This window comes from Lipingzhangella rawalii (assembly GCF_031628175.1).
GTDB classification, from domain to species: Bacteria; Actinomycetota; Actinomycetes; order Streptosporangiales; family Streptosporangiaceae; genus Lipingzhangella_A; species Lipingzhangella_A rawalii.
The window spans coordinates 470,308-493,698 of the sequence record NZ_JAVLVT010000005.1 but is presented as its reverse complement, the minus strand read 5'-3'; the positions used below and the strand labels follow the sequence as shown (position 1 = coordinate 493,698).

The 23,391-nt window shown below is 68.6% G+C and carries 20 protein-coding genes; 9 read left to right on the top strand and 11 right to left on the bottom strand.

The annotated features are described in order from the left end of the window. Positions 1-103: 103 nt before the first annotated feature. Positions 104-2,965 carry a vitamin B12-dependent ribonucleotide reductase gene (locus RIF23_RS13205; RefSeq protein WP_310912789.1) on the bottom strand — a complete coding sequence of 954 codons (2,862 nt, stop codon included), beginning with the start codon at positions 2,963-2,965 and terminating at the stop codon, positions 104-106. Positions 2,966-3,028: 63 nt separating this feature from the next. Next, positions 3,029-3,478, bottom strand: a complete 450-nt coding sequence (gene nrdR, locus RIF23_RS13200; protein ID WP_310912788.1) for a transcriptional regulator NrdR — start codon at positions 3,476-3,478, stop codon at positions 3,029-3,031. A 489-nt stretch (positions 3,479-3,967) separates the two neighbouring features. Here nrdR and lexA point away from each other — a divergent pair, with 489 nt between their 5' ends. Continuing rightward, positions 3,968-4,663, top strand: coding sequence for a transcriptional repressor LexA (gene lexA / locus RIF23_RS13195; RefSeq protein ID WP_310912954.1), 696 nt, complete (start codon positions 3,968-3,970; stop codon positions 4,661-4,663). Between the two features lie 772 nt (positions 4,664-5,435). Here lexA and RIF23_RS13190 read toward each other — a convergent pair. The 4 genes from RIF23_RS13190 to leuS form a co-directional block, all read right to left on the bottom strand. Next, a complete protein-coding gene (locus RIF23_RS13190) occupies positions 5,436-6,188 on the bottom strand; it encodes a hypothetical protein (RefSeq protein WP_310912787.1) in 753 nt (250 codons plus the stop codon). 3 nt (positions 6,189-6,191) lie between these two features. After that, on the bottom strand, positions 6,192-6,905 hold the full coding sequence (locus RIF23_RS13185; RefSeq protein WP_310912786.1) for a hypothetical protein: 714 nt from the start codon (positions 6,903-6,905) through the stop codon (positions 6,192-6,194). A gap of 164 nt (positions 6,906-7,069) precedes the next feature. Beyond that, positions 7,070-7,753 (bottom strand): hypothetical protein, encoded by a 684-nt coding sequence (locus RIF23_RS13180; RefSeq protein ID WP_310912785.1) that lies wholly within the window; start codon positions 7,751-7,753, stop codon positions 7,070-7,072. A 40-nt stretch (positions 7,754-7,793) separates the two neighbouring features. Then, positions 7,794-10,289 (bottom strand): leucine--tRNA ligase, encoded by a 2,496-nt coding sequence (gene leuS, locus RIF23_RS13175; protein ID WP_310912784.1) that lies wholly within the window; start codon positions 10,287-10,289, stop codon positions 7,794-7,796. A gap of 518 nt (positions 10,290-10,807) precedes the next feature. On the opposite strand from leuS, the gene RIF23_RS13170 reads away from it, so the two are divergent. Next, positions 10,808-11,200, top strand: a complete 393-nt coding sequence (locus tag RIF23_RS13170) for a DUF6406 domain-containing protein (protein ID WP_310912783.1) — start codon at positions 10,808-10,810, stop codon at positions 11,198-11,200. 32 nt (positions 11,201-11,232) lie between these two features. Here the strand turns inward: RIF23_RS13170 and RIF23_RS13165 are convergent, their stop codons facing one another. From RIF23_RS13165 to RIF23_RS13145, 5 genes are all read right to left on the bottom strand, one after another. Then, on the bottom strand, positions 11,233-11,697 hold the full coding sequence (locus tag RIF23_RS13165; RefSeq protein ID WP_310912953.1) for a cytidine/deoxycytidylate deaminase family protein: 465 nt from the start codon (positions 11,695-11,697) through the stop codon (positions 11,233-11,235). 50 nt (positions 11,698-11,747) lie between these two features. Next, positions 11,748-12,449, bottom strand: a complete 702-nt coding sequence (locus RIF23_RS13160; RefSeq protein WP_310912782.1) for a RibD family protein — start codon at positions 12,447-12,449, stop codon at positions 11,748-11,750. Positions 12,450-12,509: 60 nt separating this feature from the next. Next, a complete protein-coding gene (locus RIF23_RS13155) occupies positions 12,510-13,250 on the bottom strand; it encodes an rRNA methyltransferase (RefSeq protein ID WP_310912781.1) in 741 nt (246 codons plus the stop codon). 273 nt (positions 13,251-13,523) lie between these two features. After that, positions 13,524-14,600: a P1 family peptidase gene (locus RIF23_RS13150; protein WP_310912780.1), complete on the bottom strand. Its 1,077-nt coding sequence runs from the start codon at positions 14,598-14,600 to the stop codon at positions 13,524-13,526. Positions 14,601-14,796: 196 nt separating this feature from the next. Beyond that, on the bottom strand, positions 14,797-16,263 hold the full coding sequence (locus RIF23_RS13145) for a benzaldehyde dehydrogenase (RefSeq protein WP_310912779.1): 1,467 nt from the start codon (positions 16,261-16,263) through the stop codon (positions 14,797-14,799). 417 nt (positions 16,264-16,680) lie between these two features. Here RIF23_RS13145 and RIF23_RS13140 point away from each other — a divergent pair, with 417 nt between their 5' ends. The 7 genes from RIF23_RS13140 (at position 16,681) to pcaB (ending at position 23,391) form a co-directional block, all read left to right on the top strand. Beyond that, a complete protein-coding gene (locus tag RIF23_RS13140) occupies positions 16,681-17,490 on the top strand; it encodes an IclR family transcriptional regulator domain-containing protein (protein ID WP_310912778.1) in 810 nt (269 codons plus the stop codon). 232 nt (positions 17,491-17,722) lie between these two features. Next, the gene (locus tag RIF23_RS13135) at positions 17,723-18,556 is read left to right on the top strand and encodes a CoA transferase subunit A (protein ID WP_310912777.1); all 834 of its coding nucleotides are present in this window, start codon (positions 17,723-17,725) and stop codon (positions 18,554-18,556) included. A 73-nt stretch (positions 18,557-18,629) separates the two neighbouring features. Next, positions 18,630-19,349 (top strand): CoA-transferase subunit beta, encoded by a 720-nt coding sequence (locus RIF23_RS13130; RefSeq protein WP_310912952.1) that lies wholly within the window; start codon positions 18,630-18,632, stop codon positions 19,347-19,349. Positions 19,350-19,400: 51 nt separating this feature from the next. After that, the gene (locus RIF23_RS13125) at positions 19,401-20,576 is read left to right on the top strand and encodes a thiolase family protein (protein WP_310912776.1); all 1,176 of its coding nucleotides are present in this window, start codon (positions 19,401-19,403) and stop codon (positions 20,574-20,576) included. A gap of 72 nt (positions 20,577-20,648) precedes the next feature. Continuing rightward, on the top strand, positions 20,649-21,359 hold the full coding sequence (gene pcaH, locus RIF23_RS13120; RefSeq protein WP_310912775.1) for a protocatechuate 3,4-dioxygenase subunit beta: 711 nt from the start codon (positions 20,649-20,651) through the stop codon (positions 21,357-21,359). 9 nt (positions 21,360-21,368) lie between these two features. Beyond that, positions 21,369-21,947: a protocatechuate 3,4-dioxygenase subunit alpha gene (gene pcaG, locus RIF23_RS13115; RefSeq protein ID WP_310912774.1), complete on the top strand. Its 579-nt coding sequence runs from the start codon at positions 21,369-21,371 to the stop codon at positions 21,945-21,947. 10 nt (positions 21,948-21,957) lie between these two features. Beyond that, a complete protein-coding gene (gene pcaB, locus RIF23_RS13110; RefSeq protein WP_310912773.1) occupies positions 21,958-23,391 on the top strand; it encodes a 3-carboxy-cis,cis-muconate cycloisomerase in 1,434 nt (477 codons plus the stop codon).

Below are 23,391 nucleotides of genomic sequence, written 5' to 3'. Positions count from 1 at the left end.
GCAGTCGACGCAACCGACGCCTGCCCCAAAGCGGAGCGGTGGCCCGAATCCCACTCGGGCCACCGCTCTCACCTGCGTCCCCGCCTCACGAGGATGCTCGCTTTCAGCTGCACCCGCTGGTGGAGCCGCACCCTTCACAGACATAGCAGCTGCCCGAGGGGCGCATCTTGGTCCCGCAGGTCACGCACAACGGCGCGTCGGCGAGGAACCCCTCCTTCAACTTCTCTGTCGCGGCGGCCTCCGAGGCTCGCTGCGTGGAGGCCGGCTCCGGGGTGTCCGTGTGCGCTGTCGACACCTCCGAGCCGGTGCTCTCGGTGGACTCGGCGCCGTCGGTGACCGGGGCCGACTGGGCATAGGACTCGACCTGTGCCGCGACCTGTGCCGGGTCCTCACCAGCGGCCTGCGCGGCACGCTCCTCCGCCGACAGGACACCCAGGGCCGCCCGCTTCTCGTAGGGCAGGTGGTCGAGAGCGATCCGACGGAAGATGTAGTCCACCACTGACTGTGCCATGCGGATGTCCGGGTCGTCGGTCATGCCGGCCGGATCGAACCGCATGTTGGTGAACTTCTCGACGTAGGTCTCCAGGGGCACCCCGTACTGGAGGGCGATCGAGATGGCGATGGAGAAGGCATCCATAACCCCGGCCAGGGTGGAACCCTGCTTACCGAGCTTCATGAACACCTCGCCCAGCCCGTCATCGGGATAGGAACCGGCGGTGATGTACCCCTCGGCCCCCCCGACCGTGAAGGACACGGTCTGGCTGGGGCGCTTCTTCGGTAGGCGACGCCGCACGGGCCGGTTGACCTCAACCACCTTCGGTTCGCTGGGCTGCTCCTGCGACTCACTCGTGGAGACCGACAGGGGCTGGCCTACCTTGCAGTTGTCCCGATAGACCGCAAGTGCCTTGAGTCCCAGTCGCCATCCCTCGAAGTAGATCTCCTCGAAGTCCTCGACCGAGGCCTCCTCGGGCACGTTGACGGTCTTGGAGATCGCTCCGGACAGGAAGGGCTGCACCGCGGCCATCATCTTCACGTGGCCCATCGGGGCGATGTAGCGCCGACCCATGGCACAGTCGAAGACCGGATAGTGCTCGGGGCGCAGACCGGGGGCGTCGACCACATGCCCGTGTTCGGAGATGTACTCGACGATCGCCTCGATCTGCTCCTGCTGGTATCCGAGGTTGGCCAGAGCACGCGGAATCCCCTGGTTGACGATCTGCATCGACCCGCCGCCGACCAGCTTCTTGAACTTCACCAGCGAGAAGTCCGGCTCCACTCCCGTGGTGTCACAGTCCATCATGAAACCGATGGTTCCGGTCGGGGCGAGGAGGCTCGCCTGGGCGTTACGCCAGCCGTTCTTCTCCCCGATCCGCAGGCACTCCTGCCACTCCTTGGTCGAGGCGGCGTAGATCGGCTTCTCCAGGGAGCCGACGATCCGGAGGTCGTCGTTGGCGGCGCTGTGCTTGCGCATCACCCGCTTATGGGACTCCGCGTTCTTGGCGTAGCCGTCATAGGGACCCACCGCGCCGGCGAGCTCGGCCGAGCGCCGGTAGGACACGGCCGTCATCAGCGAGGTGATGGAGGCCGCGACGGCCCGGCCGCCGTCGGAGTCGTAGGCATGCCCGGTGGCCATGAGAAGCGCCCCGAGGTTCGCGTAGCCGATGCCGAGCTGGCGGAAGGCCCGGGTGGTCTCCCCGATCTTCTCGGTGGGGAAGTCGGCGAAGGAGATGGAGATGTCCATCGCGGTGATAACCAGCTCGGTCAACTTGACGAACCGCTCGACATCGAAGGTGTCGTCCTCGGTCAGGAACCGCAGCAGGTTGATCGAGGCCAGGTTGCACGAGGAGTTGTCCAGGTGAACGTACTCGCTACACGGATTGCTCGCGCTGATCCGCCCACTTTCCGGGGTGGTGTGCCAGTCGTTGATGGTGCTGTCGTACTGGATCCCCGGATCGGCGCTCTCCCAGGCGGCCCGCGCCATCGAGTGGAACAGCTTTCGGGCGTCGACGGTGGCGACCACCTCGCCGGTGGTGCGCGAGGTCAGTCCGAACTCCGATCCCGACTCCACCGCGCGCATGAAGGAGTCCGACACCCGAACCGAGTTGTTGGCGTTCTGGTACTGCACGCTGAACATGTCCGCGCCGCCCAGATCCACGTCGAACCCGGCGTCGCGCAGGGCACGGATCTTGTGCTCTTCGCGCGCCTTGGTCTCGATGAACTCCTCGATGTCGGGGTGATCGACATCCAGCACCACCATCTTGGCGGCTCGCCGGGTGGCCCCGCCGGACTTGATGGTTCCGGCGGAGGCGTCCGCGCCCCGCATGAACGAGACGGGGCCGCTGGCAGTTCCCCCCGAGGACAGGAGTTCGGCGCTGGAGCGGATTCGGGAGAGGTTGACCCCGGCGCCGGAGCCCCCCTTGAAGATGATCCCCTCCTCCTTGTACCAGTCGAGGATCGACTCCATGGTGTCGTCGACCGACAGGATGAAGCACGCCGAGACCTGTTGGCTGGACTCGGTACCGACGTTGAACCAGACCGGGGAGTTGAAGCTGAACAGCTGATGCACCAGCGCGTACTTCAGCTCGTGATCGAAAACCTCCGCGTCCTCGTCACTGGCGAAGTAGCCCTGTTCCCGTCCGGTCTCGGTGTACTTCCCGGCCACCCGGTCCACGAGTTGTTTGAGGCTCCACTCCCGCTGCGGGGTTCCGAGCGCACCACGAAAGTACTTGCTGGCCACGATCTGGGTGGCGTTCATGGACCAGTCGGCGGGGAACTCCACACCACGCTGTTCGAAATTGACCGTGCCGTCGCGCCAGTTGGTCATGACGACGTCCCGGCGCTCCCATGTGACCTCCTCGTAGGGATGCACGCCGGGCGTGGTGAAGACACGCTGGATCCGCAAGCCCTTCGTGCGCTGTGCGGACTTGCCTTTGCGTGCCCCTGACCCGCTCACGGTCTCCGTCATCTCGCTCCCCCTGCTACTCGCACAATTCCCAACGCACACCGGCCCACACGTCCCGCCAGGCCCTCAAGACGACCGCCCGCGCAGATCGGCGATCGCGGTCTCGAAGTCCGCCAACGAGTCGAAGCCCTGATACACCGAGGCGAACCGCAGATAGGCCACCTCGTCCAGCTCCCGCAACGGGCCGAGAATGGCCAGACCGACCTCGTGTGAGGGCACCTCGGCACTTCCACGTGCGCGGATCTCGTCCTCCACCTGCTGCCCCAGCACGGCCAGGGCGTCCTCGGAGACCGGACGACCCTGGCACGCCCGACGAACCCCCGCGATGATCTTCGTCCGGGAGAACGGCTCGGTGACACCGGAGCGCTTGGTCACCATCAGCAACACGCTCTCCTGCGTGGTGAACCGCCGTTCACAGTCCGGGCAGTTTCGTCGCCGTCGGATGGCCGCACCGTCCTCGGTGGAACGACTGTCAATCACCCGCGTGTCCGGATGGCGACAGAACGGGCAGTGCATCGTCCGTTCCCCCGTTCCGCCTCATCTGGGCCCGATCCGCAACGGCGCCGCCACAGTGGACGACCGCCTAACATCCGCACGCGTCTCGACACAAATTATGGACGTGTGAATATCGACAAACACAATATGTTGTGCCGACCCGTGGGATCCAACCTACGACTGACCGCACCGAATCGCAAGTTGCGGCACGAGGCCACCCCGACACACCGAGCACCCTCGCGTACCGCGAGCACCAGGCTTCGACACCCCCATACCGCGGGCGCGTCGAGCCGAACCAGCAACGACCCACGCCGCCCGCCGCACCCCTGTGCCGCACGGCCACCTCGAACGTTTGTTTGATGTCACACAGGACAGGAGATAAATTGAGGCTGGGCGGCGACCCGGCAGCGTTGTGGGCCGCGGTGGCACCCGTACCCCGACCCCGGGGCCGCACCAGTTCGACTCCCGAGGAGGCCAGACGTGCCGGACACGAACAAGGCGAGCGAGGCCGTGGCGGCCACCGGCCCCAGCGGTAGTGACGCCGCCGGTCACGTCGGCTCGACCACGCGGCTCACGGCGCGTCAACGAAGCGTACTCAACTTCATCACCCGGTACTTGCAGGCGCGTGGCTACCCCCCGTCGATCCGGGAGATCGGCGACGCGGTGGGGCTCGCCAGCCCCTCCAGTGTCGCGCACCAGCTCAAGGTGCTTCAGGGCAAGGGGTACCTGCACCGGGACCAGAACCGTCCACGGGCGGTCGAGATCCGCCCCACGGGACGAGGCGCAACCGGCACGGATACGACGTCCACCACCCGACGGGCCCGCAGTGGCGCTGCCGAGGTGCCACTGGTAGGGCGGATCGCCGCTGGAGGGCCGATCCTCGCCGAGGAGTCGATCGAGGATGTGCTGACGCTGCCGCGACAACTGGTGGGTGAGGGACAGTTGTTTACACTCACCGTGGTCGGGGACTCCATGGTGGACGCGGCCATCACGGACGGGGACATGGTCGTGGTTCGCCAGCAACCCGAAGCCAGCAACGGCGACATCGTGGCGGCCCTTCTCGACGACGAAGCCACAGTGAAGGTGTTCCGGCGCGACGACGACCACAGCGTGTGGCTGCTACCGAGGAACGACAACTACGAGCCCCTGCGTGGAGACAACGCCACCATCCTGGGGAAGGTGGTTGCGGTACTGCGCCGCGTGTGACGAGCCCCGCTGGCTGTGCGACCGCTGGGGGCCGCCAAGGCTCCCTCCGGCCCGACTCGAACCACCGATCGGACACGGCCGCAGGGCCTGCGTGGGGGCCGGCACCCCTCCCCCAATCCACCTCCGAGCGCTGCGCACCCACGTCCCCCATGGGCCCGGGTGTGCGGGCTCGTCGATCCCCTCCGATCACCGTGGTCTCCCCCGCAGTGCGAAGGTGCCCGAACGTGTGTGGCGCCGGCCCAGAGTCACGGGGCGCTCGGGGACGCTGGGTGTACTGACCACCGCGGTTGGTGACGGGGACCCGGCCGGCGTGTAGCACGAGGGCCTCCGGAATCGGTGTGGATGTTCGATGTCCCACCGCCCGGAAGGACGTCCATACCGTAGGCTGCGCACACCAACGCCACGCTGACACCCACTGGCCGGGTTGGTCTCTCGCCCACTGTGTGGTCGGGGACGACTGGCCGCTGCGCCGGCCCCTTGGTGGCGGGTGTCTGCCGTCGGTGGGTCAGGGTGGTGCTCGGCACCGGGCCCCCAGTCCGGGGGGATTGTGGTGTCCGTGCGTACGCTCCCCGTGGTGGCCGCCGGCGGATTGGCAATGCCCGTGACCACGATCCCTGCCCTCGGGGGAGTGTGGCCCGGGTGGTCCTCGTGTCCCACAGGGTGCCGGTCCACGCCGGCCAGCCTCGCGCGCACGCCCCTACACCGGCAGCCAACGGGGCGGTGGTTCGAGTGCCACGGCCCCGGGGACATTCCAGCCGTCCCCGGGCATGGCCTAGCCAGACTGTCCTTCGGCCCGCAAACTCCCCCAGAGGCCGCGGACCGCCTCCTCAGCGGCCTGCACAGCTTCCGGTGGGTCCAGACTGCCCCAACTGTCGCCATCTGCCTGCTGGTCGTAGCAGCCCACGACCAGCACGTTGCCCGTCACCATTCCGGCACACCCGAGCGCCTCGGCGTGGTTGTACCAGGACAGGGCGGCGTCGCCGAGGTCCGGGACCGTACTGGCCTCCTGCCCACCCGCACGGTCCCTGAGTTCCTGTGCCAGGTGTTCCATGCTCTCGGGGTCGGCACCGTGCCCACTGCGGACGAACGTCGCCGACGCGTAGCCGTACCGGTCCCCGAAACCCAGCGAGTCACTGATCCAACGGCACTCCTGCCGCTCCCCCACCCCCGCATCTCCGGACACCTCCTCGACGGTGTCGACAGTCAGCTGGGGGTCGGGAACCAGCTCGGCCAGCCAGCCGGTGCCGACGGTGCCACACGCGGGAATCTCCCCGTACACCGCGGGTTGGCCCGGCCTCGCCCCGGCGCTGTCCACAGCGACATCTTGGTCACCGGGGGACGCCGACACCGTCGTGGCCGACATAGGCACCGTCGAGGTGTCCACGAACTGGGGAGTGCTCGCGGTGGTGACCAGCGCCCCACCCGCCAGTGCCACGGCGCTCAGTATGCCCAAGGCGGCCCCGAAAGAACGTCGCCGAGACGTCGCTCTCCTTCGGGCCGTGGGCGTGTCGGAAGCCACCGTCATTACTCAGTACTCCTGAGACTCGATGTGTTCGACGAACGCTGTGGCGAGTTCCGTACCACCCGCGATCGCCTCCTCCTCCGAAACGGACTCGAGGTCGAAGAAGTCCTCGGCGGAGTCGTAACAGGTTCGGAGGAACACGTTGTCCGTGCGTGTGGCCACGCACCCGGTCTGGTGTTCGCTGTCGTAGTAGGTGTAGGCCCGGGCGCCGATCCCGTCGGTGGGGTTAGCGTCGTGGTTGTCGGCCTCCTGCTCCAGATCCTCGGCGGCGAGGTCGTCTCCGCTGTCCCAACCAAAACTGGAGTCATGGCGGCGTAGCAGTATCGTCGCGTATCCCTGAATCCCACCGGCGTCCGCGCGGCTCTCCCACTCACAGTTCAGCTCGTCGTAGCCGTCCTGTGCGGTTGGCTCGTCCCCCGTGCGTTCGGCGTCGGGCACCAACTCGTCCAGGGCCTCGACCTCCAGTGCGGCACAGTCCACCGCGCGCTCGTGCACCACCGGGTCGGGACGGGCCCACATGTAGGTCAGGGCTGCCGTGACCAGAAGAAGCACCGCGACCACGGCCAGAATGATGCTCGTAATACCCGACGGCGTGCGCCAATGGCTCCTGGTCTCGCCGACGTGGGGGGTGGAACCGTAACCGCCGCCGGGCGGTTGTTCCCCTGCGCCACCGGAGGTGCCCGGTGCACCGGGTGGGGGGCCTCCGGGCGGCTGTGCCATCAGGCCCTCCTTAGATGTGTCTGGATCCCGTCGCCACTACGGCCCGCACCGGCGGCCAGCCGCTCGGAAGAATACCGGCCACGACACCTATCGTGACCGAAACCGGGCCTCGGCGTCGGACCAATTATGGCTTACGGCCACGGGGAAACGCCTCGCGTGTCCCATCACAACCGTGTGGCGATCTCCTCCGCAACCGTCCGTGCCGTGTCGTGGGCCTCCCCGCCAGGAATCCCCTCCCCGCTGTCACTGCGGACACCGCCGAACCACACCCACACCACGAGATTGTCCCGGCGGAACGCCACCTCGCGTCCGCTACCGGTCGCGGCGGGTCCGGCCCGGGGGTCGGATCCGAGTGCCTCGGCGGCCTCCGGAAACGGTGCCTCCGGCAGTGCGCTGTCCAGGCGCCGTTCGGCACGGTGTGCCCCGTCCGTCGGGTCGGCACCACCGCTGTCACTCCAGTAGACCTCGAAGTCCACCGCGAGACCACGCACCCCGTCGTCACCATCCGTCCGGGACGACCAGGCACACATGGTGCGTTGCCCCCCGTCCAGCGGGCCCTGTTCGTCCCGCTGGACGGTGCCCTCGGGGACGGCCGCGTCGCGGATGTCCTCGTCCACCAGGGAACAGTTCGGGGCCTGGGCGAAGGCATCGCCGTCGCCGGCCTCCTCGGCGGCCCCATTCCCGGGCCACAGAAGTGCTGCGGTCACACCAGCCCCGGCCACCAAGACCACGGCGGTCAGTGCGGCGCCCACCCGCGGTCCAGCCGACGTGAGGCGTACCACTGAGACCTCCCCCTGGGTGGACAGCCGCGTCTCGGCCTCGGACGATGGCGCGCGCGGGGATGCCACGTGGGGCTTCCCGAACGGCGGTACGCCAGGCAACGATCACTCAACCTGGAACGATATTAACCAGTTTCGGCGGCCGCACGACGACCTTGCGTATCTCCCGGTCCCCGAGGAAGGAACGGACCCGCGACGAGTCGAGGGCGCGACGGTGCAGCTCCTCCTCCGTGATGTCCGGAGGAACCTCGAGCTTGTCGCGTACCTTGTTCGCCACCTGGACCACACAAGTCACGGTCTCCTCCACCAGCAGCTCCGGGTCCACAGTGGGCCAGTTGCCGATCACGACCGATCCTGTGTGCCCGAGGCGCTCCCAGCCCTCCTCGGCGACGTAGGGGGCGACCAGCGACAGAGTGACCGCGATACACTCGGCCGCCTCCCGCACGGCTGGATCTGCGGCCCCCGGGCCACTGTCGATGGCCTTACGGGTGGCGGTGACCAGCTCCATGACACGTGCCACGGCCACGTTGAACCGGAAGTTCTCCACGGCTGTGGCAATCTTGTCCAGGCTCTGGTGTGTCGTCTTACGCAAGCCCAGGTCCCCGGTGCTGGGGTCCGCGCCGGGAGCCGAGGCGGCTCCCGCCTCGGTCATCACCCGCAAGGCACGGTTGAGAAACCGAAGCGAGGCTCCGGGAGAAACGTCAGCCCAGTCGATGTCCTCTTCGGGGGGGCCGGCGAACACGACGGTGAGTCGCACCGCGTCCACACCGTAGGCGTCGATCTCGGCTCCGAGGTCGACACCGTTGCCCAGAGACTTCGACATCGCTTTGCCCTGATTGATGACCTGCCCCTGGTTCAGCAACCGGGTGAAGGGCTCCGTGAACGGCACCATCGCCATGTCGTACAGGACCTTGGTGACGAACCGGGCGTAGAGCAGATGCAGGATCGCATGTTCGACACCGCCCACGTACTGGTCGACCGGGCCCCACTGGGCCACTTTGTCCCTGTCGAAGGGAGCGGTGTCGAGGTTTGGCGAGCAGTACCGCCACGGATACCAGGACGAGTCCACGAAGGTGTCCATGGTGTCGGTGTCGCGAGTGGCCTCCCCACCGCACTTGGGGCAGGAGACGTTCATCCATTCGGTGGCGGTGGCCAGCGGCGACACTCCGCGGGGCGCCAGGTCCGCACCGCGTAGGCTGTCCGGAAGCCGCACGGGCAGCTCCTCGTCCGGTACCGGCACCTCACCACAGGCCGCACAGTGCACGATCGGAATCGGGGTTCCCCAGAACCGCTGCCGGGACACCAGCCAGTCACGCAGCCGGTAGTTGACCGACGCCGCCCCGGTCCCTCGCTCAGCGAGGATCTCGATGATGCGGGGGATCGCCTCGGAGGGGGAAAGGCCATCGAGTGGGCCGGAGTTGACGAGGGTGCCCTCACCGGTGGTGGCGACGCCGGTCTCCGCTGGGTCCCCCTCCCCCGTGTCCACCACCATGCGGACCGGCAGGTCGCACGCCCGGGCAAAGTCCAAATCCCGCTGGTCGTGAGCGGGCACGGCCATGATGGCGCCGTGTCCGTAGTCGGCGAGCACATAGTCCGCCGCCCACACCGGGATCTGTTCGCCGGTCACCGGATTGGTGGCGTAGCGTCCCAGAAACACCCCGGTCTTGGGGCGTTCGGTGGACTGGCGCTCGATATCGGTGAGCTTGGCAACCTGCTGGCGATACTCCTCCAGCTCATGGCGCCGATCCGGAGTGCACAGCTCCTCGGCGAGAGCCGCGTCGGCAGCCACCACGAAGAAGGTCGCGCCGTAGAGGGTGTCCGGGCGCGTGGTGAACACGGTGACGGGCTCATCGCGCCCTTCGATCGTGAAGGCGACATCGGCGCCTTCGGACCGCCCGATCCAGTTGCGCTGCATCAGCAGCACCCGATCCGGCCAGTTGCCCTCCAGCTGGTCCATATCCTCCAGCAGCCGGTCAGCATAGTCGGTGATCCGGAAGTACCACTGGGGCAGGCTGCGCTGGATCACCTCCGCCGAGCAGCGTTCACAGCGGCCCTGAACCACCTGTTCGTTGGCCAGGACCGTCTGGTCCTGGGGGCACCAGTTCACCTGGCCGTCCTTGCGGTAGGCGAGCCCCCGCTCGAACATGCGCAGGAACAGCCACTGGTTCCACGTGTAGTACTCCGGGTCACTGGTGTGCAGTCGCCGGCTCCAGTCGAAGGCGATGCCGTAGCGTCGGAAGGACTCGGCCTGCGTTTCGATGTTTGCGTAGGTCCAGTCTGCCGGATGGTTCCCGTGGCGGATGGCCGCGTTCTCGGCTGGCAACCCGAAGGAGTCCCAGCCAATGGGGTGGAGGACATTCTCTCCGAGCTGGAACCGGTACCGGGCGATGACGTCGCCCATGGCGAAAGCCTCAGCGTGCCCCATGTGCAGGTCCCCGGAAGGATACGGGAACATGTCGAGGACATAGCGGCGCGGACGGTCGTCAGCGGGGTCCTCACTGGCGCGGAACGGGTTCTGCTCGTCCCAGCGCCTGCGCCACTTGTCCTGGAGGGAACGGACGTCCTGGACGTCACCCACCGCCTGGTCTTCACCTGCCACTGTCATCGACGTCCTCTACCAGTTCACCTTGGGGGATCCACGACACCACTACCCTGCCCGCCTCGGGGCGCGCTGCGGCCTCCCCGGGGTGTGAAACCGACGGGTGCGCGCCACCATGCCGCGGGAGTCTGTCGTCCCAGGTTACCTTCCTCGACAGGCGAGCGGACGCACGTGGCACCGCCCACGACACCGGGGGGCCCAAACTCTGCCACGCCGATTCCCGGGGAGCGTCCCCGCGTGTTTCCCGGGGATGGGAGAATGACCGCAAACGGCGGCAGTCGCAGGGCGGCTGGCCCCGTGGTGCCGGCGCGTGCGCTCATGTGGCCTGGCCCTGACCGGCACGTACCAACGTACCTGCCCGTAGCAGAGACACCAGCAGAAAGAGTCCACGTCCCATGGCTGTCCGAACACGTGCGCGCAATCGTGTTGCTACCGCCCGCGCAGCCGTCGCCACAGTTGGCAGTATCTGCCTGACCCTTATCCTTCTCGGCGCCTGCTCCACGGGGACGGCGACCGAGGCAGACATGGCGTCCGAGACGGCCACGGCCCCGGTGTTGGGGGAACAGCCCGACCGGGTCCAGCTGGATGAAGGGGTCCCCACCTCGGTGGAGGGCACTGACGGTACCGCCATGGTGCAGGTCTCGGACTACGGGGACGGCCCTGAGCCCTCGGTCACCTTCCTGGTGGAGGAGGACGGGCAGTCGGGTGAGCACACCCTCACGCTCGGCGAGAGTATGCGGGTGGCCGGGCACGACTGGCGACTGTCGGAGATCGGGGTCAGTGACGATCCGGAGCAGCCCGGCTCGGCAACCCTGCTGCGGGACTTTGACGAGACGACGGGCACGGACGTCGATGACGCCCACGCGGAAGAGAACCATGCAGGCTCGGGTCACGGCACCGACGACACCGAAAACTGACCGGTCCGCACGCGCCCTCCCGCAGCTACCCGTCACCCATCCGCAACTGGCAAGGGCTGGGAGACGTGGTCCGGGCGCGGCGCGCGCAGTAGACCGTCGTTGGGTGTACGCGCCTCCGCGGCGAGCCGGGACACCTCGACAACCGTGCGCCCTTGGCGCTCCAGGAATTCGGCTCCACCACCGGCGGTGAACAGTGTGGGTTCCCGCCAGGCGTACACGATGCGTGGAATCGGAGTGTCGGCGATCAGGAGGGCACACCCCCGCGGTCGGGAGGCGCGAGCGACACAGGGCTCCAGTGAGCTGATCAATGTTGCCGAGCGCAGCCGGGCATCGTTGGGGGTGATCGCCGCGAGGGCAGCCTCTTCGGCATGGTCGTGGGGATCGTGCTGTCGGGAGTAGCCCTGGCTGAGGAGCCGCCCATCAGCGTCGATGATCACACAACCCACCCGGAACGCCGTCGGGGATGGCGGGCTGGCGAACGCCAGGCGGCAAGCCATGTGCAGCCAGGCGACCTCGTCTGCTGTCGCGGCACCGCGAACGTCGCCGTTCACTGCCGCGCTCCGGACAACAGGTAGTGCAATGCGACCACCCCATCCAGTTGCTCGACCTCGATCAGTGTCATCGGATTGGTTGCGTCGTGGGGGTAGCTTCCGGGGCGGGCAAAGGTAGGGGCCGTGTCGTCCCCGATGAAGAAGGGCGCCACGGCCAGGCGCAGCTCGTCCGCGAGCCCGTGGGTGAGAAACGCGGTGTGGATCGCTCCCCCGCCCTCGACGATGAGTCTGTGGACGCCCCGTGCCAGCAGGTCGCTGGCGACCGCGGTGACATTCGGGGGATCCCCCACGTCCACCACGGTGACATCCGGTAGGTGCGAGAGGCGCGCCGCCGTCGCACTGTGGGCGACGCCGCCCGTATAGACGATGCGGGGGGCGTCACCTGTCGTCAGAAAGCGGGAGTCGGGGGCGATCTGTCCACTGGTCGTGATGGTGGCCTTGATCAGGTCGGCGGTGCGTCCTTCGGCGCGACGCCGCTCCCTGAGCTCCTCGGACCGGGTGACCAGGCGGGGGTTGTCTCGCCGAACGGTCTCGGCACCTACCAGAATCGCGTCACATCCGGCACGGATCTCGTCGACGCGAGCGAAATCCGCTGGCGAGGACAACCGCAGCCGCTGCTCGGTGGCGTCGTCGATGCGACCGTCGACCGACATGGCGCAGCTGAGAATCGTGTACGGCCGGTCCTGAGGGGCTGTCATGCCGGCCAGGCTAACGGACCCCGGCCGGGGTGGACGCGTCACTCCGATGCTGGGGCGGGCTCAGTCGAGTGTTTCCGCCGCGTCACCAGCCCGCACCAGTACCGCCGCTCGGGCTCCGAGACGAACGCGCTGGAGCGGCTGGAGGGCCGGCGGTAGCACGATCTTGCGCGTGCGTGCGACCACAACCAGTACCGCGTGCGGCGGCACCGTGTGTGCGAGCTGGCGCACCAGTCCCCGAATGGGCGCCTGTGGGTTCGGAACCGCTCCGGACCAATCCGTGAGTGTCCCATAGGGGACGTCCGTGCAGACCACATCCACCGCGGCCGGCGTGGTCTCGGGCGCGAACACATCCTGGGGCCGCAGTGCATACGGAACGGCACCGCCGGTGGCCGCGCGCAGGGCGGCGAGTCGGTGCGCGGCCCGGGCGCGTTCCATCAAGCTCGGCTTTCCCAAACGATCCGCGTCATGTTGGAGCGCTCGAGCCCGCTGTTCCAGGCCGTCGTCGGCGAGTAGGGCCAGGTTCTGGGTGGCCAGCCCCAGGGCGTCCCTGTCGATGTCGGAGGCGAACACACTGGCCACGTGCCGACGCTGGGCCAGAGCAAGCACCGTGAGTAGATAGCCGCTGCCACAGCAGGGATCCCAGAGATGCAACGGATCCGATCCCAGATACTCCCGGGCACGCAACAGGAGCTCGCTGGCAAGCCGAACCGGGAATCCCGGATGCCCCGGGGCGGAGCGCAACACCACCCCGGGCGCGAGGTCCGAGTTGTCGGTACGGTACGTCACGTGTCGGTAAGGCATCGTCTCCAGTCTCGGGGCTACGCGAAGCGCACACACCATCTCCGGGGCCGCCTCCGGGGGTGGTACGTGGCCCTGGCCGGTACCGGGGTACGTGTATGGGGTGGCGCTTCTGGTGCCTGGGAGACGACCCCCAGTGCGTGGACCCAGGAGAGGTCAATGCGGGCGCGGGCGGGGTCGGACACCGCGCCCGGGGTGCATTCCCCGCCACCCGAGGGCAGGCCCGGCCCCCTGTGCGGTCCGCGGGGTGGAACCGTCATGCCCTGCACCACCGAACTAGGCCAGTGATACGGCACTGGGGAACGCGTCCGCGTAGCTGTCCCACCGGCCGGCGGGGGTACGTACCGAGGTTGCGCTGAGGACCCCGTCGACGACAGCCCGGGTCATGCAGTCCGCCGCCACGGTGAGCAGGCGGTGCAGGGCGCCCTGCCCGGGTTCGGGGCGGACTCCAGTGGCCAGGCAGAACACCGTGTCTCCGTCGTACATGGAGTGCACCGGCCGGATCGCACGGGCAAGGCCGTCGTGGGCAACCCCGGCGACCTTGGCACACCGTGCTTTGGGCAACGAGGCGTCGGTTGCGATGACACCGAGGGTGGTGTTCAGGGACACGGTCGGGGTACGCGCTATCCGCTCGGTGTGTTCCGCGAGTTCCTCGGCGGCTGGTCGTGCCGGCCTGGGGTCGGTGTCGAGCAGGTGGCGTTGACCGTACAGTTCGCCCGTGGCCGGATCGAGAACGGATCCAGCCGCGTTGACGACTGCCAACGCGGCGACCGTACTGCCGTCCTCAAGGACGGCGCTGGCGGTTCCGAGTCCACCCTTGAGGGCACCGGTGACCGCCCCGGTGCCGGCGCCGACACTGCCCCGGGTGAGTACGGCACTGGTGTCGGGGTCCACGGCCGCGTCGTAGGCGCGGGCACCGAACTCCTGGTCCGGGCGGGAGGTGGGGGTGGTGCCACCGCCGCGTCCCAGGTCGAACAGCGCCGCCGCGGGGACGATGGGCACGACCATGCCCGTCTCGGAGCCAACTCGCACCCCTTCGCCGTGTTCGGCGAGGCGCTCGGCGATACCGTGCGCCGCAACCAGGCCGAAGGCGCTGCCTCCGCAGAGCGCGATCGCGTTCACCCGGTCCACGGCGTTACGCGGGTCGAGGAGATCGGTCTCGTGTGTTCCGGGGCCACCACCACGTACGTCCACACCGCCGATGGCCCCACCCGGTGGCGCGAGCACCACCGTGGTGCCCGTGAGCCGGCCGGCGTCGTGCGCGCTGTGGTGCCCGACTCGGATCCCGGGGACGTCCAACAGGCTGTTGGTGGGTCCCGCGGTGGCGACATTCCCCGCATGGTCAGCATGCACAGTGCTACCTCCGTAACCGCCCTGGCTCCCGCGCTGTCGGTGCCGGCGACATCGACAGCTTCACCGGCACCACGTCTCGATGCCCGGGCAGACTATCCGCCCGTCACCCTCGGGAACAGGCTCCAGGCCATCAGGGAGGCGCGCTGGCCACACGCGCACGGAGCGGTGCACGCGGATACGGGCGCCGCGGCGCACCTCAGAAGGGATGACTGGCGGGTTCGGCCTGCATGGTGACCCATTGGGTCTCGGTGAACGCGTCGAGGTTGGCCCGGGTGCCGCCCAGTCGGGACCCGGTTCCGGAGGCGCCGAGTCCGCCGAAGGGGGCCACGGCTTCGTCGTCCACGGTCTGGTCGTTGATGTGCACGATTCCGCTGGGGATCCGGTCGGCGAGTTCGAGCCCACGCATCGGGTTGCGGGTAAGAACACCCAGGGACAGGCCGTAGGGTCCGCTGGCGGCGAGATCGGCCAGCTCGTCGAGGGAGGAGAAGCTCAGCACCGGGGCGACCGGGCCGAAGACTTCCTGGGCGTAGGCAGGACTGTCGGTGCCGTTCTCGGCAAGCACGGTGGGCCGGTAGAACAGGTCCTCGTAGGTGCCGCCGGCTGCGAGGCGTGCGCCTGCCTGCACACTGCCGGTCACCATCGCGTGAATCCGGTCCCGCTGGCCGGTGTCGATGATCGGCCCGAGGGCCGCGCCCGTCGTCGTGTCGCTCGGATCGCCGACCGGCAACGCGTCGGCCTTGGCAGCCAGGGCTTCGACGTAGTCCTCGACGATGCGCTCGTGCACGAGGTGCCGTCCGGAGGTCATGCAGATCTGTCCTTGGTGCAGGAAGGACCCCCAGGCCCCGTTGGCCACCGCGGCGTCGATGTCGACGTCGTCGAGGACGACCAGTGGCGAGTTTCCCCCCAGTTCCAGATGCGCACGTTTGAGGTGCCGCCCGGCGAGCTCGCCGACCTTCCGCCCGGCCTCGGTGGACCCGGTGAAGGAGATGATGCGCACGTTCGGGTCGGTGACCAGCCGTGCTCCCGCGTCCGCCCCGCCGGGCAGCACCTGGAACACCCCCTCCGGAACGCCGGCTCGCCGGAACACCTCCGCCAGGACGGCACCACCGCACACCGCGGTGCGGGGGTCGGGTTTGAGGAGCACGGAGTTACCCAGGGCGAGGGCCGGCGCCACGGAGCGGATGCCGAGGATCAGTGGCACGTTGAACGGGGCGATGACACCAACGACCCCGGCGGGCACCTGGCGGGCGAAGCTGAGTCGGGGTTTCTCGGTCCGTAGGATCTCGCCGTGGGGTTGGCTGGCCAGGGCGGCCGCCTCCTGGCACTCGGCGCTGGCGACGCGGACCTGGAATCCGGCCATTCCCGCGGCCGCACCGCTTTCCCGAGAGAGCCAGTCGGCGATCTCCGCGCTGTGCTCGTGGAGAAGCTCACCGGCCCGGCGCAGGACGGCCGCCCGCTCGGAGTAGGGGGTGGCGGCCCAGTCGCTGTGCACCCTGGCCGCTGTAGCCGCCGCTGTGCTGACGTCCTCGGCGTCGGCGAAGCCGACCCGCCCGAGTTCGACTCCCGTGGCTGGGGAGACGACGGGGCTGTGGCCACCCCGGGATACGGTCCAGTCTCCGGTGAAGATGCGTCCGGACCAGACGTCGGTGTCGAAGAGTGCCATCGTCGCTCCTGCACTGTGTGGGGTGGGTACGGGCCGAGGTCGAAGGGGGCGAGGCGGCGGGAACGATCCCGGCACTACTCAGAGCGCGACTCCGTGCGGCTGTCGCCCGCGCTCGGGGACGGGGGCGCGCGTTCCCAAAACGCCAACTTCGCCAACAACACACAATCGTGCGGCAGGCGAACACAAGTTCTTTGGCCGAACATAAGTGATGGCCGTCACTGCGTCAAGCATCACGTCACCGAACCCCAGAACGGCACCACCACCGCCCCCCGGAGCAGACCACCAGCACGGGCTACCCTCGACGAGAGGTGCGGGACGCCGGCGCGTTTGGGAACATCACGAAGGCAGGGGTGGCACCGACCGAACCCTCCCCGGGAGACGGCCACCGCGCACGATCGATTCGATCCGAGGGAACCCATGAGCACTGAGCCGGACCAGGACGCGGCGTCGCGGGAGGACCACTTCGTACGGTCGCTGGAGCGGGGACTCGCGGTGATCCGCGCGTTCACCGCTGACAGCCCGACCATGACCCTCAGCGAGGTGGCCCGCGCGACCGGCCTGACTCGGGCCGCGGCTCGGCGCTTCCTGCTGACACTCACCGATCTGGGATACGTTCGCAGTGACGGTCGGGGATTCGCGCTGACACCGCGGGTCCTCGAACTCGGGTATGCCTATCTGTCCTCGGCGAGTCTGCCCGAACTCGCCCAACCCCACCTGGAACGACTGGCCACCGAAGTCCGGGAATCCTCCTCGGTCTCCGTTCTGGACGGCGACGACGTGGTCTACGTAGCACGGGTGCCCACCTCGCGCATCATGACCGTGTCCATCAACGTGGGAACTCGCTTTCCGGCCTACGCCACCTCGATGGGCCGGGTACTGCTGGCGGGTAAATCCGATCCGGAGGTGGAGGCGTATCTGGAGCGGGCCGAGCTACGGCGCCTGACCTCCAGAACCATCACCAGCGCAGCCAAACTGCGCGCCGAACTCGAACGCGTACGCAGCCAGGGCTGGGCCATCGTGGACCAGGAGCTCGAAGAGGGACTGCGCTCGGTCGCCGCACCCATCCGCGACAGCTCCCAAACCGTGGTCGCCGCGGCCAACGTCTCGGCACACTCCAGCCGGGCCCCGGTCGAGGACCTGCGCCGCGACCTGCTTCCCGCCCTCCTCGCCACGACCGCGCGTATCGAAGCCGATCTGGAAATCGCCACACGTTCGACACGCGCGTAACACCCGGACCAGGGCCCGCGCCCGAGCAGTGTTCGCCTCGTTGATCTCGTTGGTCTGGAGCTGCGGGACACGACCACCAGTCCGCCCACGCCTCGGTCCTGCCGGACCGGCATGGGCCGATCTGGCACGAGGGTGTGCTTGACCCCTAGCACCGAGACCGGCTAGCGTCATGTTCGCTTTGATGTTCGCTCTAAGAACATGAATTCGTAGTCCGAACAGAGATGGGGTCGGCATGATCCTGCCGTTGCAGGAGGCGATCGGGAAACTCATCGCCGACGGACAGACCGTCGCGCTGGAGGGGTTCACCCACCTCATTCCCATGGCCGCCGGGCACGAGATCATCCGCCAGCGCCGCCGTGACCTGACCCTGGTGCGGATGACTCCGGACATCGTCTACGACCAGATGATCGGCGCCGGTTGTGCCCGGAAGCTGGTGTTCTCCTGGGGTGGGAATCCCGGCGTGGGCTCCCTGCACCGATTTCGGGACGCCATCCAGAACGGGTGGCCCCGTCCCCTGGAGATCGAGGAACACAGCCACGCCGGTATGGTCAACCGGTACGTTGCTGGGGCCTCCGGAATTCCCTTCGCTGTACTGCGGGGCTACGTCGGAACGGACCTGGTCGGGCAGACCGCCACTATCGCCCCTATCACCTGCCCCTTCACCGGCGAACACCTGACTGCCGTTCCCGCCCTCACCCCGGATGTCACCATCGTGCACGCCCAGCGGGCCGACCGCACCGGCAACGTTCAACTCTGGGGCATCACGGGGGTGCAGAAGGAGGCGCTCCTTGCCGCCCGAGCCAGTCTGGTCACCGTCGAGGAGATCGTCCCCGAGCTGACACCGGTCCCCGGGGCGGTCGTTCTCCCCAGCCGCGTGGTCACCGCGGTCGCCGAGGCCCCGCAGGGCGCCCGCCCCTCCTACGCGCACGGCTACTACGAACGGGACAACACCGCTTACCAGAACTGGGACGCCATCAGCCGGGATCGGGAACGCTTCACACACTGGCTGGACACACAGGTCCTGACCCCACAGGCCACCACCCCAGGAGGAACACGTGACGGGTAGCGCATCCGGTGGACCAGCAGACGCGACCGCGGCCTCACCCCAGGCGACGGACACCGCCTCCGCCGACGAACGCATGACCGTGGCCGCGGCACGCGCCCTCAGCGACGGGATGGCCTGTTTCGTGGGGATCGGCCTTCCGAGTGTGGCCGCCAACCTGGCCCGCCGCACCCACGCTCCCGGACTGTGGCTCATCTACGAGTCGGGCACTCTGGGGGCCAAGCCGGAGACGCTTCCCCTGTCCATCGGCGATGGGATCCTCGCCGACACCGCCGACGCCGTGGTGTCCGTACCCGAAGTGTTCAACTACTGGCTCCAGCCGGGACGCATCGACGTTGGATTCCTGGGTGCGGCCCAGATCGACCGCCTCGGTAACATCAACACCACTGTGGTCGGCGACTACACCGCCCCGAAGGTACGTCTGCCGGGTGCCGGCGGAGCCCCCGAAATCGCCGCATCCTGCGGCGAGGTGATCGTGGTCGTGCGGCAGAGCACCCGAACCTTCGTCGACCCGGTCGACTTCGTCACCTCGGTGGGCTACGGCAGCGGCCCCCGGGACCGGGAGAAACTCGGGCTGCGCGGAACCGGCCCCTCGCAGGTGATCACGGACTACGGCATCCTCACGCCGGACCCCGAGACCCGGGAACTCACACTGACCTGCCTCCACCCCGGTGTCACCGCCGACGAGGCCCGAGCGGCAACCGGATGGCCCCTGGCCATCGCCCCCGACCTCACCACCACGCCCAGCCCAACCGAGACGGAACTTTCGGCGCTGCGGCGACTGCGGGCACAGTAGACACGCCGGCGTGACCCGCGCCGCGCAGAGACCGAGACAGTTGGGAGAACCATGTCCGCCACGTTCGTGCTCGACGCGGTGCGCACCCCCATCGGCAAGTACCGGGGCGCTCTTTCGGAGACCCGTCCCGACGACCTGGCCGCCCACGTGGTCCGGGCGCTGGTGGGTCGCTCTCCCGAGCTGGACCCCACCCACATCGACGACATCTACGTCGGTGACGCTAACGGGGCGGGCGAGGACAACCGCAACGTGGCCAGGATGGCGGGACTGCTCGCCGGACTGCCCACAAGTGTGCCCGGTGCGACCCTTAACCGGCTGTGTGGATCGGGTCTGGAGGCGGCCATCGCCGCGAACCGGGCCGTGGCGGTTGGTGACGCCTCCGTGGTGGTGGCCGGCGGGGTGGAGTCGATGAGCCGGGCACCGTGGGTGCTACCCAAACCGGCCGCAGGGTTTCCGGCCGGCGATGCCACCCTGCACTCCACCACTCTGGGATGGCGCATGGTCAATCCCGCGATGCCGGCCGAGTGGACGATCTCCCTGGGCGAGTGCACCGAGCGTCTGGCCGAGCGCCACGGCATCACCCGCGAGGAGCAGGACGCCTTCGCCCTACGCAGTCACGAAAAGGCGGCCCAAGCCTGGGCCGACGGGATCTTCGACACCGAGGTCGTCACGGTTCCCGATACGGAGCTCTCCCGCGACGAGGGAATCCGTTCGACGAGCATGGAGCAGCTGGCCAAGCTCAAGCCGGCCTTCCGCCCCGACGGCACGGTTACGGCGGGAAACTCCTCACCGTTGAACGACGGCGCCGCGGCCATCCTCCTCGCCGACGAGCAGGGGGCGCGTACCACCGGACAGACGCCGTTGGCCCGGGTGGTCAGCCGCGGGGTGTCCGCGGTCGATCCGGACACCTTCGGGATCGGTCCGGTCGCGGCCGCCAACACGGCCCTGCGCCGGGCGGGGATCGGGTGGGCCGACCTGGACGTGGTGGAGCTCAACGAAGCCTTCGCCGCCCAGTCCCTGGCCTGCCTACGGTCCTGGCCGGACCTGGACCCCGACATCGTGAACCCGAACGGGGGTGCGATCGCCATCGGCCATCCCCTGGGGGCGTCCGGAACCCGCATCCTGGGTTCGCTCGCCCACGAACTCCGTCGCCGCGGTGGCGGCTGGGGGCTGGCCGCGATCTGTATCGGCGTCGGTCAGGGACTGGCCATGGTGCTGCACGCCTGACCGGAGCGCGGGGCCGGGCGTCGCCGGCGGTGCACGTCGCTCGGCCCCGGACATCACACACGGGAGTCAGCAATGTCATCATCGCCCACCACCGGGTACGTACGCGACCACGCGAGCCACCCACCGCTGGACTACCCGGGATACCGCAGTACCACACTGCGACATCCCACCCGGCCCCTGGTCCACCTGCCCCACACGTTCACGGAACTGACCGGCCCGCTCCTGGGGGACCGGCGTCTCGGTGAGCGGGACCACGACCTCACGTGCCAGCACGAGGGCGAGCCGCAGGGCCAGCGGATTATCGTGCACGGACAGGTGCGGGACTCTGGTGGTGCGCCCGTGCCGCACACCCTGGTCGAGATCTGGCAGGCCAACGCTGGAGGGCGGTATCGGCACGCCAACGACAACTGGCCCAGCCCCCTCGACCCGAACTTCACCGGTGTCGGTCGCACCGTCACCGACGCCGCCGGCCGCTACCGGTTCGTGACGATCCGACCGGGGGCCTACCCCTGGCGCAATCACCACAACGCCTGGCGACCGGCCCACATCCACTTCTCGCTGTTCGGGAGGGCGTTCACCCAACGCCTGGTCACCCAGATGTACTTTCCCGCGGACCCCCTGTTCGACCAGGATCCGATGTGGAACTCGGTTCCGGTCGACGCTCGGGAGCGGATGCTGGCGCGGTTCGACGCACAGGCCACCGAGCCGGAGTGGGCCCTGGCCTACGAGTGGGACATCGTGCTGCGGGGGCGCGAGGCCACCCCCTTCGAATCGGACACCTAGGAGCAGAGCGTGACCCAGGCAGATGCGAAACCCGCCACCACACCGGCCCAGACGGTGGGGCCGTACCTGCATCTCGGCCTATCCTGGCCCGATGGGCCACTCGTGGTGCCCGAGGACGACCCGCAGGGGGTGTGGATTCACGGCACGCTGTACGACGGTGCGCGGCACCCGATCACCGACGGACTGGTCGAGACGTGGCAGGCCGACCCCGAGGGCCGTTTCGACCATCCGGATGATCCGCACGGGGCGCTGTCCCGAGCCGGTTTCCGTGGTTTCGGACGGTGCTGCACCGATGCGCAGGGTCGATACGCGATCCGTACCCTGGTTCCCGGGGCCGTGCGCGGCCCCCAGGCAACGATGCAGGCCCCGCACATCGACGTGTCCGTATTCGCTCGAGGACTGCTGCACCGGCTGGTCACCCGGATTTACTTTTCCGATCAGATCGCCGCGAACACCAGGGATCCCGTGCTCACGTCGATCGGGGATCCTGCGGCGCGCGCAACTCTCATCGCCGACGCCGACAGCTACGGTTATCGTTTCGACATTCGGGTCCAGGGTCCGGACGAGACCGTGTTCTTCGACGTCTGAGGGGGGGCGGGTGCAGGAAGACGAACCGGTGGGGGGTCTGTTCGGACCGCTGTTCGCTCGGGGCTCCGCCGCAGCGGAGATCGACGACAACGCGTGGATCGTGGCGATGGTGCAGGCCGAGGCCGCGCTAGCACGAACCCACGCCCGCCTCGGAACGATTCCCGCGGCCGAGGCCGAGGTGATCGACCGCGCCTGTGTCGCGGAGCACCTCGATCCCGCGGAGCTGGCGCGTCACTCCACCACAGGCGGAAATCCGGTCATCCCCCTGGTGCACCGGCTGCGCGAGATCCTCACCGAATGGGGGCACGGTTCGGCCGCATCCCTGGTGCACCTCGGAGCCACCAGCCAAGACATTGTGGACACGGCGATGATGTTGGTGGCCCGCCGGGCCTGCGCAGCGATCCGGTCGGAACTCGCCGAGCTCACCCACCAGCTGGCGACGCTCGCTGCCGCCCACCGCACCACCCCGATGGTGGGGCGGACCCTACTCCAACAGGCGCTACCGACCACCTTCGGCGCGGTCGTGGCATCCTGGCTGCACGGCCTGGACTCGAGCGGCCACCGCCTCGAACAGGTGGCTTCCCAGCGCCTGGCCGTGCAGCTGGGCGGGGCGGTGGGCACACTGTCCGCCTTCGACGCCCCGGGGCCGCAGATGCTCACGGTCTACGCCGCCGAGCTGGGCCTGACGGCCCCGGACCTGCCCTGGCACACCGAACGCAGTCGGATCGCCGAGCTGGCCGCCGCGCTGGGAGGAATCGCCGGGTCCGTGGGCACGGTGGCGCGGGACGTCACCCTGTTGGCGCAGACCGAGCTCGGCGAGCTCAGCGAACACGGCGACGGCACCACGGGCGGCTCGTCCACGATGCCGCATAAGCACAATCCCATCGCCGCCGTCACTGCCCTGGCCTGTGCCCAGCAGACCCCCGGCATCGTGTCGACCCTGTTCAACACGATGGTGCAGGAACACCAGCGGGCCGCGGGCGCCTGGCACGCCGAGTGGATGCCGGTACGTGAGCTGCTGAGCCGAACCGGATCAGCGGTCACCTGGCTGCGGACCTGCGTCGAGCGGCTGCGGGTCAACGAGTCGAACATGCGGGCCAACCTGGACCGGCTCGGTGGGGTACTCCTGGCCGAACGGGTCAGCGCCGACCTCGCGGGGGATCTGGGCCGCGAGCGGGCGCACGAGTTGGTACGCACGGCCTGCACCACCGTTACGGAACGCCCAGACACCGACCTTGTGGCGGAGCTACACACGCGGGTGGAGGGGATCCGCAGTCGCGACCACCTGGCCCGTCTCCTCGACCCCACCGACTACCTGGGCAGCGCCGGAGCATTCACCGACCGTGCCCTGGCCACACACAGGGCCGCCGGATCCGCAGGATCCAACGAGCACATTCCCCGCGCTACGGATTCCGCTGCCGAAGCCGATACTGAAAGGAGCTGA

Bases quoted from the DNA above. Each gene is read 5' to 3' on its own strand.
- RIF23_RS13205 (WP_310912789.1), bottom strand. From the start codon at position 2,965: ATGACGGAGACCGTGAGCGGGTCAGGGGCACGCAAAGGCAAGTCCGCA.
- nrdR (WP_310912788.1), bottom strand. From the start codon at position 3,478: ATGCACTGCCCGTTCTGTCGCCATCCGGACACGCGGGTGATTGACAGT.
- RIF23_RS13190 (WP_310912787.1), bottom strand. From the start codon at position 6,188: ATGACGGTGGCTTCCGACACGCCCACGGCCCGAAGGAGAGCGACGTCT.
- RIF23_RS13185 (WP_310912786.1), bottom strand. From the start codon at position 6,905: ATGGCACAGCCGCCCGGAGGCCCCCCACCCGGTGCACCGGGCACCTCC.
- leuS (WP_310912784.1), bottom strand. From the start codon at position 10,289: ATGACAGTGGCAGGTGAAGACCAGGCGGTGGGTGACGTCCAGGACGTC.
- RIF23_RS13170 (WP_310912783.1), top strand. From the start codon at position 10,808: ATGGCGTCCGAGACGGCCACGGCCCCGGTGTTGGGGGAACAGCCCGAC.
- RIF23_RS13165 (WP_310912953.1), bottom strand. From the start codon at position 11,697: ATGGCTTGCCGCCTGGCGTTCGCCAGCCCGCCATCCCCGACGGCGTTC.
- RIF23_RS13160 (WP_310912782.1), bottom strand. From the start codon at position 12,449: ATGACAGCCCCTCAGGACCGGCCGTACACGATTCTCAGCTGCGCCATG.
- RIF23_RS13155 (WP_310912781.1), bottom strand. From the start codon at position 13,250: ATGCCTTACCGACACGTGACGTACCGTACCGACAACTCGGACCTCGCG.
- RIF23_RS13145 (WP_310912779.1), bottom strand. From the start codon at position 16,263: ATGGCACTCTTCGACACCGACGTCTGGTCCGGACGCATCTTCACCGGA.
- RIF23_RS13140 (WP_310912778.1), top strand. From the start codon at position 16,681: ATGAGCACTGAGCCGGACCAGGACGCGGCGTCGCGGGAGGACCACTTC.
- RIF23_RS13135 (WP_310912777.1), top strand. From the start codon at position 17,723: ATGATCCTGCCGTTGCAGGAGGCGATCGGGAAACTCATCGCCGACGGA.
- RIF23_RS13130 (WP_310912952.1), top strand. From the start codon at position 18,630: ATGACCGTGGCCGCGGCACGCGCCCTCAGCGACGGGATGGCCTGTTTC.
- RIF23_RS13125 (WP_310912776.1), top strand. From the start codon at position 19,401: ATGTCCGCCACGTTCGTGCTCGACGCGGTGCGCACCCCCATCGGCAAG.
- pcaH (WP_310912775.1), top strand. From the start codon at position 20,649: ATGTCATCATCGCCCACCACCGGGTACGTACGCGACCACGCGAGCCAC.